This is a genomic window from Phenylobacterium sp. VNQ135, from assembly GCF_049445735.1.
GTDB lineage: Bacteria > Pseudomonadota > Alphaproteobacteria > Caulobacterales > Caulobacteraceae > Phenylobacterium.
The window spans coordinates 682,069-694,908 of the sequence record NZ_JBMSDS010000003.1 but is presented as its reverse complement, the minus strand read 5'-3'; the positions used below and the strand labels follow the sequence as shown (position 1 = coordinate 694,908).

Here is a 12,840-nt window from a genome sequence, read left to right as displayed (position 1 = left end):
AGACCCTCCGCGTTCCCCCGATTCAAGGAGCAGGGATGATCCGGCTGGCGCCGATCGCCGTCATGACCCTGTTGCTGGCGAGCTGCGACGTCCGGCCGACGCCGGAACCCGCGCCCGCCGCGCCGCAGCCGAAGGCCGCCCGGAGCGCGGCCACGGCCTATGCGGCGACGCCCAGCCCGACCCTGAAAGCCGTCCAGGCGCGCGGCCAACTGGAATGCGGCGTCCATCCTGCGTTGCCGGGCTTCGCGCTCAAGGATGCGCGCGGCGAATGGCGAGGCTTCGACGTCGACGTCTGCCGGGCCATCGCCGCGGCCGTGCTGGGCGATGCGTCCAAGGTGCGGTTCACGACGATCGACGGCGGCGACCGTTTCGCGGCCCTGAAGGCCGGGCGGATCGACGTGCTGTCGCGGAACACCTCTCTCACGCTCTCGCGGGACGCAGGCCTCGGGCTCAGCTTCCCGGCGACGACCTATTACGACGGGCAGGGTTTTCTCGCCTCACGGGCCCTCGGAATCGCCAGCGCGGAGGAGCTCGGCGGCGCACGCATCTGCGTGCAGGCGGGGACGGCCAGCGAAGCCAACCTGGCCGACTTTTTCCGGACCAGGGGCATCCGCTACACGCCCGTGGTGGTGGCGACGGAGGCGGAAGCCCGTGAACGCTACGAAAGCGACGGCTGCGACGCCTTCAGCGCGGATATCTCGGCGCTGGCCGCATCCCGCTCGCTGCTCAGCAACCCGGGCGCCCACGAGATCCTGCCGAACGTGATCTCCAAGGAGCCGCTGGGGCCCGTCGTGCGGCAGGACGATCCCGCCTGGGCCGACATCGTCGCCTGGACGGTGCGGGCTCTGGTGCTCGCCGAAGAGCTGGGCCTGAACTCGCGCACGGTGGAGCAGGCGCGCGAGACGGCGACCGACCCGGAGACGCGCCGGCTGCTGGGCGTCGAGGGCGATCTGGGGGCGTTGCTCGGCCTGAAGCCGGAGTGGGCCTATGAAGCGATCCGGCAGGTGGGGGCCTATCACGAACTGTTCCGAAGGGATCTCGGCGCGGACTCGGCCCTGAAGCTGGACCGCGGCCTCAACGCGCTGTGGAACGCGCCCAAGCCTGGGCTGATGTACGCCCCGCCGGTCCGCTAGAGCGGCTTCACCATCGCGCACCGATCGGAAAGGCCCTTCTCGGCCTCGGCCCGGAGGATCTCCTGCAGCGCAGGCAGACGGTCGTCCTCCATGAACCCGAGCGATGCGTAAAAAGGCCCGTTCCAGGGCACGTTCCGAAAGGTCGTGAGCGTCACCTGGGCGAGGCCGCGCTTCATGGCCCAGCCGATGGCGTGGGCCATGAGACGACGTCCCAGACCGCGGCCCTGAGCCGGTTGGTCGACGTCCACCTCGTCAATGTGGAGACGGTCGCCGTCAGCCGTCGCGGCAAGGAAGGCGAGCAGGGCGCCGTCAGCCTCGGAGACCCAGAGCGTTCCGGCCTCGAGCTGCGGGCGCCACGCCTCAGCGGGCGAGGCGTGGGTGAGCAGGAACGCCGGCACATCGCGTCCCTGGAAAGCCTGGGCCGCCGAGCGCTCGATGCGCGGCAGATGCTGGAGGTCGGCCTCGACGGCCAAGCGGATTTCGATGGATCAGGCTCCCGTGACCACGGCCGTGTCGGGACGGCCGCCCCACTCGGTCCACGAGCCGTCGTAGACCGCGACATCCTCGCGGCCGAGCCGGGCGAGACCAAGGGCCAGCAGGGCTGCACTGACGCCCGAGCCGCAAGTGGTGACGATGGGACGGGCGAGGTCGACGCCCGCGCCCTCGAACGCCAGCTTGAGCTCGCCTTCGGACTTCAGCGTGCCGTCGGCGTTGACGATCTCGCCCCAGGGCAGGTTGCAGGCGCCGGGCATGTGCCCCGAGCGCAGCCCAGGCCGCGGTTCGGGCGCCTCGCCGCGGAAGCGCGGGCCGGCGCGGGCGTCGAGGAGCTGGGCGTCGCCGGCGGCGAGGTGGGCCTGCACGGCCGCAAGATCGCGGACCAGTTCAGGGCGAAAGGCGGCGTCTACGGCGACAGGCGAGGGCGCCGACGCCTCGCTGACGACCGGTCGGCCCTCGGCCTGCCACACCTTCAGGCCGCCATCGAGGACGAAGACCTTCGGAAAGCCCATCGCGCGCAGCGACCACCAGACGCGAGGCGCCGAGAACAAGCCCAGGGCGTCATAGACCACGATGGTCGCATCCCGGCTCAGCCCCAGGGCGCCGGCTTCCGCCGCGAAGGCGTCGGGGGAGGGCAGCATGTGGGGCAGGTCGGTGGCGATGTCGGCGACCGCATCGATGTCGAAGAAGACCGCACCGGGAATGTGCGCCTCGTCGTAGGAGCTGCGGCCCGTGCGCGGATCGTCCGGCATGAACCAGCTGGCGTCCACGATGCGCACGTCCGGATCGTAGAGGCGCGGTTCCAGCCACGCGGTGGAGACCATTGGGTCGGGCATGTGCGCTACTCCAGCCAGGACGGCGCGGGCAGGCCCCGCTCGCGCAGGAACGCGGGATTGAAGATCTTGGACTGATAGCGCTGGCCGTGGTCGCAGAGCACGGTGACGATGGTGTGGCCCGGCCCGAGGTCCTTCGCCATGCGGATCGCGCCGGCGACGTTGATGCCGGTGGAGCCGCCCATCACCAAGCCCTCGAACTCCATGAGGTCGTAGATGGCGAGCAGCATCTCCTCGTCCGAGATGCGGTAGGCGCGGTCGATCTTAAGGCCTTCGAGGTTGGCGGTGATGCGGCCCTGGCCGATGCCTTCGCTGATGGAGCCGCCTTCGGCCTTCAGCTCCCCGTCGGTATAGTAGCTGTAGAGCGCCGCGCCGTGGGGATCGGCCAGGCCGATCGCGACGTCGGGCTTTTGGGCGCGCAGCGCCTCGGCGACGCCGGCCAGGGTGCCGCCCGAGCCCACCGCGCAGATGAAGCCGTCCACCTTGCCGTCGGTCTGCCGCCAGATCTCCGGGCCGGTGCCGTGGACGTGGGCCTGCCGGTTGGCGACGTTGTCGAACTGGTTGGCCCAGACCGCGCCGGCCGGCTCCTTCGCGTCAAGTTCCGCCGCCAAGCGTCCGGAATACTTCACATAGTTGTTCTCGTTGGCATAGGGGACGGCGTCGACCTCGACCAGTTCGGCGCCGTAGAGGCGGATGGCGTCCTTCTTCTCCTGGCTCTGGGTCCGCGGGATGACGATCGTGCACTTGTAGCCCAGCGCCTTGCCGACCATGGCCAGGCCGATGCCGGTGTTGCCGGCCGTGCCCTCGACGATGCGGCCGCCCGGCCGCAGCAGGCCCTTCCGCTCGGCGTCGCGGATGATGAACAGGGCGGCGCGATCCTTCACCGACTGGCCGGGATTCATGAACTCGGCCTTGGCGAGGATTTCGCAGCCCGTCATTTCGCTGGCGCGGCGAAGGCGGAGGAGGGGCGTGTTCCCGATCAGGTCGAGGACGCTGTTGGCGACTTGCATGGGCGCTACTTAGGCAAGCGAAGCGCGTTTCGACAGGCCAGAAAGCCTTAAGCCCGGGACAAGCTGAGCTGAACGACGTCGGTGCGGGCGGTGCGGAACCCGGCCTCGCAGTACGACAGGTAGAAGCGCCAGAGCTTCCGGAAGCGCTCGTCGAAACCGAGACGCCGGATATCGTCCCAGGCCCCTTCGAAGCGGCGCGCCCACTCGGCCAGGGTGTCGGCATAATGCTGGCCGAAGCGCGAGACGCCGGCCCAGGCCAGGCCGGCCCGCTCGATCTCGGCCCTCAGACGCGCTTCCGACGGCAGCATCCCGCCCGGGAAGATGTACTTCTGGATGAAGTCGGCGCGGCGGCGATAACGGTCGAACAGCTCGTCGCGGATGGTGATGATCTGGAGGCCGGCGCGGCCTCCGAGCGCGAGGCTCTCGCGAATCTTGCCGAAGTAGGTGGGCCAATAGCGCTCGCCGACGGCCTCGAACATCTCGATGGATGCGACGCGGTCGAACTGGCCGTCAACGTCGCGATAGTCCACGAGCCGGATGTCGGCGCGCTCGGCAAGGCCCGCCCTGAACATGCGCTCGCGGGCGAAATCGTACTGCTCCTGGGAGATGGTGATCCCCGTCACCCGGGCGCCCACCTCGCGCGCAGCATATTCCGCGAAGCCGCCCCAGCCGCAGCCGATCTCCAGCACGTGGTGGCCGGGCTTCAGGTCCATGCTCTCGGCCAGGGTGCGGTATTTGCGCTTCTGGGCCTCGGACAGCGGCTCGCCGGGCTTGGCGAAGCGCGCCGAGGAGTAGGTCATCGTCGGATCGAGCCAGCGGGAATAGAAGGCGTTCCCGAGATCATAGTGGGCGTGGATGTTCTTCTTCGAGCCCGAGCGGGTGTTGGATCGCAGGAGGTGCTGGACGAAGTGCACGGCCGAGACCAGCGGATTGCCCGTGGCGACCCGATCCATGTTCGTGAAATTGAGAGCGAGGACCTCGAGTAGGCTGGAGAGGTCGGGGGTCTCCCATTCGCCGGCCATGTAACCCTCGGCGAAGCCGATGTCGCCCGAGGCCAGGACTCGGGCCATGAATCGGAAGTCGCGGACGACCAGGCGGCCTTCGGGACCCGGCAGGTCCGCCTGAAGCCTCAGCTCACGGCCGTCCGGCAGAACGAAGATGAGCACGCCCGCGCGCCAGTTGCGGGCGATGATGCGGGCGGCCGCTTGAAACGCGGCGGGCGCGCCGTCGAGCTCCTGCACCACACGATCCAGGCTCATCGCCAGGCTCATGGTCCGCTTCCCTCTCGAAGGTTACGGTCAAGATAACACCGATCAACTACAAGATGCGAATCGCGGTGTCGCCCTCCGGATCGGACGGGCTTGCGGCGGGCGCAGGGCCGGGCCACTTAGGCGCGCCCGCCGCCGGAAGGAGACGCCATGGCCGTCCTGAAGCTCGATCACTGGAACCTCGCCATCGGCGATGGCCAGCCGCTGACCGTCATCGCGGGGCTGAACGTGCTGGAAGACGAGACCCTGGCGCTGGAGACGGCCCGCCACCTGAAAGCGGTCTGCGATGGTCTGGACCTGCCGTATGTGTTCAAGGCGAGCTTCGACAAGGCGAACCGCTCGTCGATCGCCAGCTATCGGGGGCCCGGCCTGGACGCAGGCCTGAAGATGCTCAAGGCGGTGAAGGAGCAGGTGGGCGTGCCGCTCGCGACCGACATCCACGAGCCGGACCAGGCGCGGCCGCTCGCCGAGGTGATCGACCTGCTTCAGATCCCGGCTTTCCTGTGCCGCCAGACCGACCTGGTGGTGGCGTCGGCGCGGGCCATCCACGCTGCGGGCGGACTGCTGCACGTCAAGAAGGGCCAGTTCCTGGCCCCCTGGGACGCGAAGAACATCGTCTCGAAGGTGAAGGAGGCGGTAGACGGCGCCGACATCACCATCCTGTGCGAACGCGGGGCGTCGTTCGGCTACAACAACCTGGTGGTCGACATGCTGGGCATCGGGGAGATGAAGAAGCTCGGCGTGCCCGTGACCATCGACGCGACCCATGCGGTGCAGCTGCCTGGGGCGGACCCACGGACCGGCGGCGCGTCAACCGGCGGGCGTCGCGAGGGCGTCGCGACGATTGCCAAGGCTGCGGTCGTCTCAGGGGCGGACGGCGTGTTCCTCGAGTTCCACCCCGACCCCGACAAGGCCCTGTGCGATGCGCCGAGCTGCCTGCCGCTGGACGGGGCCGAGGCGCTGCTGGCGAAGCTGAAGACGCTGCATGAGGTGGCCCGGGCGGCCTGACGGCCGTCTTGACCCTGGGCCCAACGCGCCGCACACCCTCGAAGCCATGGATCTGGCCGCACTCCAGCATCTACTGGGCGACGTCCCGGGCAAGCGGGTCGCCTGCGTGGGCGACCTCATGGTGGACCGTTTCGTCTATGGAGCGGTGAGCCGCATCTCGCCCGAGGCCCCGATCCCGGTCATGGCCCGCAGCCACGAGATCGTCATGCTGGGCGCGGCCGGGAACGTGGCCCGCAACGTGGCGGCCCTGGGCGGCTCAGTCGCGCTGGTGGGACTGGTCGGCGGCGACGCCGACGGACATGAGGCCTCCCGCCTGGTGGGCGAGGAAGCCGCCATCGAGGGCTATCTCGTCACCGACGCCTCGCGCCCGACAACGCTCAAGACCCGCTTCGTCTCCGGCGGCCAGCAGCTGTTGCGGGTGGACCTGGAAGAAAGCCGCCCCGTCGACGGCGATTGCGAGCAGCGGCTGGTGCGCACCATCCGCGATGCGGCCGACGGGGCGGGGGTGATCCTGCTGTCCGACTACGGCAAGGGCGTGGTGACCGACGCCGTCATCGCCGCTTGCCGCGAAGCCGCCGCCGCGACGGGCGCGAAGGTGGTCGTGGATTCCAAGGCCCGCTCCTTCGCCCGTTACGGCGAGGTCGACCTGATCAAGCCGAACGCGCTGGAGCTGTCGCACGCCACCGATATGCCGGCCGAGACCGACGTCCAGGTGGAGGCGGCCCTGAGCCGGGCGCTGGAGCTCTGGCCCGCCAAGGGCGTGCTGGTGACCCGGGGCGGAAAGGGCGTGTCGCTGGCGTTGCGCGGCGAACCCGTCCGGCACTTCGTCACCGTAGCGCGGGAGGTATTCGACGCTTCGGGCGCGGGAGACACCGCGCTCGCCGCATTGGGGCTAGCGCTGGCGGCGGAAGCCGGCCTCGAGGTCGCCATCGCCTTCGCCCAGCTCGCCTCGGGCGTGGCGGTGGGCAAGGCCGGCACGGCGACGGTCAGCCCGGACGAACTGGTGGAAGCGGTGCTGACCGCGCACATGGCGCCGGCCGAAGCCAAGATCGCCACGCCGCAGAGGATGGTCGAGGAGGTCGCACGCTGGCGCGCCCAAGGCCTGCGAGTGGGCTTCACCAACGGCTGCTTCGACATCCTGCACCGCGGTCACGTCGCGTACCTGACGCAGGCCAAGGCCTGGTGCGACCGGCTGATCGTCGGGCTCAACTCCGACGCATCGGTGAGGGCGCTGAAGGGCGAGGGGCGGCCGGTGAACGACCTGGAGAGCCGCGCCCTCGTTCTGGCCGGCCTGCAGAGCGTCGACCTCGTGGCCCCCTTCGAGGAACTGACGCCGCTCGCTCTCATCGAGGCCGCGAGACCGGACGTGCTGATCAAGGGCGCCGACTATTCCGAAGAGCAGGTGGTGGGCGGCGAGCAGGTGAGGGCCTGGGGCGGCGAGGTGAAGCTGGCGGCCTTGGTCGACGGCTATTCCACGACCTCGGCCATCGCCCGGATGAAGAAAGAACCGACATGAGCCGCAGGATCGTCTTCGTCACCGGCGGCGCGGGCTTCATCGGCTCGAACCTGGTGGCCAAGCTGGCTGAGGATCGCGACCTGGACGTGGTTGTCTGCGATCGGCTGCGCGAGGCCGAGCTCGGCAAGTGGCGCAACATCGCCAAGCACCCGATCGGCGACTTCGTGGCGCCGGAGGACATGTTCGACTGGCTGGAGAAGCGCTGGCGCGACGTGGAGATGGTGGTCCACATGGCCGCGGTTTCGTCCACGACCGAGCCCGACGCGGACAAGATCATCCATTCGAACTTCACGCTCAGCCGCGACCTGTTCCGCTGGTGCGCCGACCGCCAGCGGCGGCTGATCTATGCGAGCTCGGCGGCGACCTATGGGGCGGGCGAGCACGGCTTCGAGGACGACAACGACTACGAGGCGCTGGCGAAGCTGCGGCCACTGAACACCTATGGCTGGTCGAAGGCGCTGTTCGACCTCTTCGCGGTCCGGCAGGCCCGGCGGGACTATGCGCCGCCACAGTGGGTGGGCCTGAAGTTCTTCAACGTCTATGGGCCCAACGAAGAGCACAAACACGCGATGAAGTCCGTTGCGGCGCAGATCTGGCCGCACGTGCGGGCGGGCCAGAGCGTCCAGCTCTTCAAGAGCTACCGGCCCGACGTGCCGGACGGCGGCCAGAAGCGCGACTTCGTCTATGTGCGCGACGCCGCCGACGTCACCCGCTGGCTGCTCGACAACCCGCGGGTGAACGGCATCTTCAACCTGGGCAGCGGCCAGGCGCGGACGTTCGAGGAGATGGCCCGCAACGTCTTCGAGGCTGCCGGCAAGGACGCGCAGATCGAGTACACGCCGATGCCGCCGGCCATCCGCGACAAGTACCAGTACTTCACCGAAGCGCGGATGGAGCGGCTGTTCGAGGCTGGCTATCCCGGCCAGATGACCTCGCTGGAGGCGGGCATCGGCGACTACGTCGGCGGCTATCTCAGTCAGCCGGACCCCTACCGCTGACCATGAGCGAGGCCCAGCCGCGCCGGCGTCGGTGGCTCACCGTCCTGTTGCTGGGCGTGGTGCTTCTGGTGGGCGCGACCATCGGGGTCTACTGGGGCGACCTGCAGCAGACGGCGCTGGATCCCAAGGCGCCGTTCCAGACCTATAAGCCTCCGCCGGCGCCGGACTACGCCCGGCCCGAAGCCTGGTGGCTAGCGCCGAGCGGGCCGCCGAACAGGCCCTCCGACGTCTTCTTCATCGCGCCGACCACCTACGACGGCGGGAGGCACTGGAACGCCCCCATCGACGATCGCGAGGCCGACGAGACATTCCGCGAAGTGATGGCGCCTAACTACGTCGGCCCGTTCGTTAGCGTTGGCCGGGTCTTCGCGCCGAAGTACCGCCAGGCCAGCCTCTACAGCCTGTTGACCCTGCGCGAGGACGCACGCGAGGCGCGGCGCTTCGCCTATGGCGACGTCCAGGAGGCGTTCCGCACCTATGTCCAGCGCGACAACGGCGGCCGGCCTTTCATCTTGGTGGGGGTGGAGCAGGGCGGCACGTTGGGGCTGCGGCTTCTGGACGAGGAGATCGCGCGCGATCCCGCGCTGCGTTCGCGGCTGGTGGCGGCTTATCTGATCGACACCGTCGCGCCCGCCGACCGGCCGCCGATCCCGCCCTGCGTCGAACGTGGGCAGACGGGCTGCCTCGCCGCCTGGACGCGCGTGGAGGAAGGCAAGCTCGACACCGCCAAGCGACGGCTGGATCGGGCCCTGGTGTGGAACGATCGCGGCGAGTTGGTGAACCTGACGCCAAGGCCGGCGCTGTGCTTCAACCCGGTCTTGGGCGCGGTGACCGATCAGGCCGCGCCGCCGCGGCTGCACCAAGGCGCCGCCAACGCCACGGGGCTGGAATGGGGCGCGCGGCCCGCGTTCCTGGCCCGCCAGGTCAGCGCCCGCTGCGAAGCCGGCGTGCTGCACGTGAGCAAACCCCGGTCCTCCTCGCTGCGGAAGAGCGGCTCGTGGGCCGATCGGCGCAAGGCGCCGGGATTCAACCTGTTCTACGCGGACCTCGAAGCCGACGCGAAGGCGCGCCTTGCGACGTACGGGACGAGGTCCGAAACGCCAGCGTCCTAGGGGAGTCGCAATGTCCGACGTGAACCGCCAGATCGTGCTGGAACAGCTGCCGCAGGGCCCGCTGTCGCCGGATCACTTCCGCCTGACCGAGGGCGAACGCCCGAGGGCCGCCGACGGCGAGGTGGTGGTGAAGACCCTCTACGTCTCGTTGGACGCCGCCAACCGCGCCTGGATGCAGGGGGCGACCTACCGGTCGGCTATCAACGCCGGCGACGTCATGGCGGGCGGCGCCCTGGCCGAGGTCGTGGAGAGCCGGGCTCCCAACCTGGCGGTCGGCGACCTCGTCTTCGCCGACACGGGCTGGCAGGAGTACGCCGCGCTACCGGCCAAGCGGCTGGCCAAGCTGCCACGCCTGGAGCCGCTGACCCACCTGTTGAGCGTCTATGGCGTGGCGGGGCTGACGGCCTATTTCGGCCTGTTGGAGTGCGGGCAGCCGAAGGCCGGCGAGACGGTCGTGGTGTCGGCCGCCGCGGGCTCGGTCGGCTCGATCGTCGGTCAGATCGCCAAGATCAAGGGGTGCGGAGCCGTTGGCATCGCCGGCGGCGCTGAGAAGGGCCGGTGGCTCACCGATGAACTCGGGTTCGACGCCGCGGTCGACTACAAGGCCGCCGACTTCAAAAGGCAGCTCCGCGAGGCCTGCCCGGAGGGGATCGACGTCTATTTCGACAATGTCGGCGGCGACGTGCTCGAGGCCTGCCTGTTCGGCATGAAGACGTTCGGCCGCATCGCGTGCTGCGGAGCCGTCTCGCAATACGACGGTGACGCGCCCCGACATGGACCGCGCGGCGTGCCGGGTCTGATCGTCACCAAGCGGCTGAGCGTGCGCGGCTTCATCGTTTCGGACTTTGACGATCATCGGACCCAGGCGCTTGCCGACCTGCAGAGCTGGGTGGCTTCCGGACAGCTCAAGGTGCAGGAGGACGTGATCGACGGGTTCGAGAACCTGCCCCAGGCGCTGGTCGGCCTGCTGCATGGCGAGAACCGCGGCAAGCGGATGGTGAAGGTCTAGCCTAGCCGGCGTCGCGCAGCGCGAAATTGGCCTTCCAGTCGAACAGCTCTTGCAGCACCTGGAGGGCCTTGCCGCGCTCGGATGCGAGTTCGGGATCGCGGGCGATGATCAGCCGGGCGTCATCACCGGCGGCGGCGATCAGCTCGCGGTGCGCGAAGGGATCGGCGAAGACGTAATCAGGGAAGCCGGATTGCCGCAGGCCCAGGGCGTCGCCGCCGCCGCGAAGCTCCAGGTCACGTTCGGCGATGACGAAGCCGTCGTCCGTACGGCGCAGGATATCGAGGCGCTGCTGGGCGGTCTCGGAGAGCGGCGGGTCGTACAGCAGCACGCAGGCGCTTTCCCGCGCGCCCCGCCCGACGCGGCCCCGGAGCTGGTGCAGTTGCGCCAGGCCGAAGCGCTCGGCCTGTTCGATGACCATGATGGTGGCGTTGGGCACGTTGACGCCGACCTCGACGACCGTGGTCGCGACCAGCACAGACAGCTTGCCGTCGGCGAAGTCGGCCATGACGGCGTCCTTCTCCGGTCCGCTCATCTTGCCGTGCACGAGGCCAACGCTGGGCAGCACCTTCTTCAGGGCCAGCGCCCGCATCTCGGCGGCGGCCAGGTCGCTGACCTCGGACTCGGAGACGAGCGGGCAGATCCAGAAGGCCTGGGCGCCGGCGGCGACCACCTCGCGCAGGCGCTGAACCACCTCGCCCATGCGCGGCATCGGGACGGCGCGGGTCGCGACCGGGGTCCGGCCGGGCGGCTTCTCGTCGATCCGGCTGACGTCGAGGTCGCCATAGACGGTGAGCTCCAGGGTGCGCGGGATCGGCGTGGCCGACATGGCCATGAGGTGGGTCGCCCGGCCCTTCGCCTGGAGGCGCTGGCGCTCGGCGACGCCGAAGCGGTGCTGCTCGTCGATGACGACAAGCTGGAGCTTCCGGAAGGCGACATCGTCCTGGAAGAGGGCGTGGGTGCCGACGGCCACCGCCGCCTGGTCCGAGCCCAGCGCCATCAGCTTCTCGGCCCGCGCCTTGCCCTTGTCCCGGCCGGTGAGCAGGACGACGTCGATCCCGTGCGCCGAGAGCGGGCCCGAGATGGTCTCGTAGTGCTGGCGCGCCAGGATCTCGGTTGGGGCCATCAGCGCCGACTGCCCGCCGGCCGCGGCCACGTCGGCCATGGCGCACATGGCGACGACCGTCTTGCCCGAGCCCACGTCGCCCTGCACGAGCCGGCTCATCCGCTCGCCCGAGCCGAAGTCGGCGCGGATGTCGGCGAGAGCCCGGCCTTGCGCGCCCGTAAAGGCGAAGGGCAGGTCGGCCTGGACCTGCGCCGCCACCGCACTGGCGGCGATACGCGCGGCGGGCTCACGCCGACGGGCCGCCTTGCGCTGGGCCATGGCGAGCTGGTGGGCCAGGAGCTCGTCGTAGGCGAGGCGGCGCAGGTGCGGCGCCAGCGGAGAGAGGTCGCCTTCGCTTTCCGGCGCGTGCAGGCGGCCGAGCGCCTCGCGCCAGGCCGGAAAGCGCTCGCGGGCCAGGTAGGCGGGGTCCTGCCACTCCGGCATTTCCGGCGCGCGCTCCAGCGCCTCCAGGACGAAGGTGCGGACGCGTCGGGCCGGCAGGCCCTCGGTGGCCGGGTAGATGGGCTCGATCTCGGGGATCTCTTCCGCCTTGTCCGGGTCAGCCATGTAGTCGGGATGGACCATCTGGCGGCCGAACTTGTCGTCGGCGACCTTGCCCGAGACGATCCGGCGCGCGCCGACGGGATGACGCTTCTCGAGCTGGTCCGAGAACCGGCCGAAGAAGACGAGGGTGATGAAGCCGGTCGGGTCGGACGCGCGGATGCGCCAGGGCTGGCTGTTCGCCCGCGGACGCTGGTGCTCTTCGATCAGCAGCTCGAACGTCATGATCTCCCCGTCCCGGGCGGCGGAGAGGACCGCCGGCGTACGGCGCACGACCGTGTGCGGCTTCAGGAAGGCGACGTCGCGGACGATCGGACCCGCCACGCGCTCAAGCAGGGGCGCCACCCGCGGGCCAACCCCCTTGAGCGTGTTCACCGGTGCGAAGAGCGGGAACAGAATCTCCGGCCGCATGCTTGCAGCCTACACGACTGGCGTTCGGGCGAGGGGACCTCTATATCCGCGTCCTCCTGATGACGACTGAAGATGCACGGCTGAAAAAGCTGAAGCTGCGAGCCTGGCGCCGCGGCTTCCGCGAGGCGGACCTCATTCTGGGGCCGTTCGCGGACAAGCACGTCTCGAGCTTTTCCCCCGAGGAACTCGACTGGTTCGAGCGGCTGCTGGAGCAGCCCGACCAGGACCTCTACGGCTGGATCCTCGAGACGCAGCCCACGCCGGCCGAGTTCGACGGCGAATTGATGAGCCGTCTCAAGACCTTCCGAGACGAGGTTTACGCGAAGGGGATGGCCGGTGGCAGCTGACGGCTCCCGTCCGGTGAGCGCCGCCCAGCTCCGCCGG

12 protein-coding genes are annotated in these 12,840 nt (G+C 69.6%); 7 read left to right on the top strand and 5 right to left on the bottom strand.

Features of this window, described 5'->3' with window-relative positions:
* The first annotated feature begins 35 nt into the window (after positions 1 to 35).
* Positions 36 to 1,133, top strand: a complete 1,098-nt coding sequence (locus tag ACO2Q0_RS14585) for an amino acid ABC transporter substrate-binding protein (RefSeq protein WP_423352228.1) — start codon at positions 36 to 38, stop codon at positions 1,131 to 1,133.
* Here the strand turns inward: ACO2Q0_RS14585 and ACO2Q0_RS14580 are convergent.
* Genes ACO2Q0_RS14580 through ACO2Q0_RS14565 form a run of 4 tightly spaced genes read right to left on the bottom strand, consistent with a single transcriptional unit; the run spans position 1,130 to position 4,742 of the window.
* On the bottom strand, positions 1,130 to 1,606 hold the full coding sequence (locus tag ACO2Q0_RS14580) for a GNAT family N-acetyltransferase (RefSeq protein ID WP_423352227.1): 477 nt from the start codon (positions 1,604 to 1,606) through the stop codon (positions 1,130 to 1,132). The genes ACO2Q0_RS14585 and ACO2Q0_RS14580 overlap by 4 nt on opposite strands.
* A 15-nt stretch (positions 1,607 to 1,621) precedes the next feature.
* Positions 1,622 to 2,464 (bottom strand): 3-mercaptopyruvate sulfurtransferase, encoded by an 843-nt coding sequence (gene sseA, locus ACO2Q0_RS14575; protein WP_423352226.1) that lies wholly within the window; start codon positions 2,462 to 2,464, stop codon positions 1,622 to 1,624.
* Positions 2,465 to 2,469: 5 nt separating this feature from the next.
* Positions 2,470 to 3,471: a cysteine synthase A gene (locus ACO2Q0_RS14570; protein WP_423352225.1), complete on the bottom strand. Its 1,002-nt coding sequence runs from the start codon at positions 3,469 to 3,471 to the stop codon at positions 2,470 to 2,472.
* A gap of 47 nt (positions 3,472 to 3,518) precedes the next feature.
* Complete coding sequence (locus ACO2Q0_RS14565; RefSeq protein WP_423352224.1) at positions 3,519 to 4,742, bottom strand: class I SAM-dependent methyltransferase; 1,224 nt, start codon at positions 4,740 to 4,742, stop codon at positions 3,519 to 3,521.
* Positions 4,743 to 4,889: 147 nt separating this feature from the next.
* Between ACO2Q0_RS14565 and kdsA the strand changes: the two genes are divergently transcribed.
* Genes kdsA through ACO2Q0_RS14540 form a run of 5 tightly spaced genes read left to right on the top strand, consistent with a single transcriptional unit; the run spans position 4,890 to position 10,382 of the window.
* The gene (kdsA, locus tag ACO2Q0_RS14560) at positions 4,890 to 5,747 is read left to right on the top strand and encodes a 3-deoxy-8-phosphooctulonate synthase (RefSeq protein ID WP_423352223.1); all 858 of its coding nucleotides are present in this window, start codon (positions 4,890 to 4,892) and stop codon (positions 5,745 to 5,747) included.
* 46 nt (positions 5,748 to 5,793) lie between these two features.
* Positions 5,794 to 7,263, top strand: a complete 1,470-nt coding sequence (rfaE2, locus tag ACO2Q0_RS14555; protein ID WP_423352222.1) for a D-glycero-beta-D-manno-heptose 1-phosphate adenylyltransferase — start codon at positions 5,794 to 5,796, stop codon at positions 7,261 to 7,263.
* Entirely contained in the window at positions 7,260 to 8,261 is a 1,002-nt protein-coding gene (gene rfaD / locus ACO2Q0_RS14550; protein ID WP_423352221.1) for an ADP-glyceromanno-heptose 6-epimerase, read from the top strand. The genes rfaE2 and rfaD overlap by 4 nt, the downstream gene beginning before the upstream one ends.
* A 2-nt stretch (positions 8,262 to 8,263) precedes the next feature.
* On the top strand, positions 8,264 to 9,373 hold the full coding sequence (locus tag ACO2Q0_RS14545) for a DUF3089 domain-containing protein (RefSeq protein ID WP_423352220.1): 1,110 nt from the start codon (positions 8,264 to 8,266) through the stop codon (positions 9,371 to 9,373).
* A 10-nt stretch (positions 9,374 to 9,383) separates the two neighbouring features.
* A complete protein-coding gene (locus ACO2Q0_RS14540) occupies positions 9,384 to 10,382 on the top strand; it encodes an NADP-dependent oxidoreductase (RefSeq protein WP_423352219.1) in 999 nt (332 codons plus the stop codon).
* A 1-nt stretch (position 10,383) separates the two neighbouring features.
* Here the strand turns inward: ACO2Q0_RS14540 and recG are convergent, their stop codons facing one another.
* The gene (recG, locus tag ACO2Q0_RS14535; protein WP_423352218.1) at positions 10,384 to 12,456 is read right to left on the bottom strand and encodes an ATP-dependent DNA helicase RecG; all 2,073 of its coding nucleotides are present in this window, start codon (positions 12,454 to 12,456) and stop codon (positions 10,384 to 10,386) included.
* Between the two features lie 59 nt (positions 12,457 to 12,515).
* Between recG and ACO2Q0_RS14530 the strand changes: the two genes are divergently transcribed.
* Entirely contained in the window at positions 12,516 to 12,803 is a 288-nt protein-coding gene (locus ACO2Q0_RS14530) for a succinate dehydrogenase assembly factor 2 (protein ID WP_423352217.1), read from the top strand.
* Positions 12,804 to 12,840: the final 37 nt, after the last annotated feature.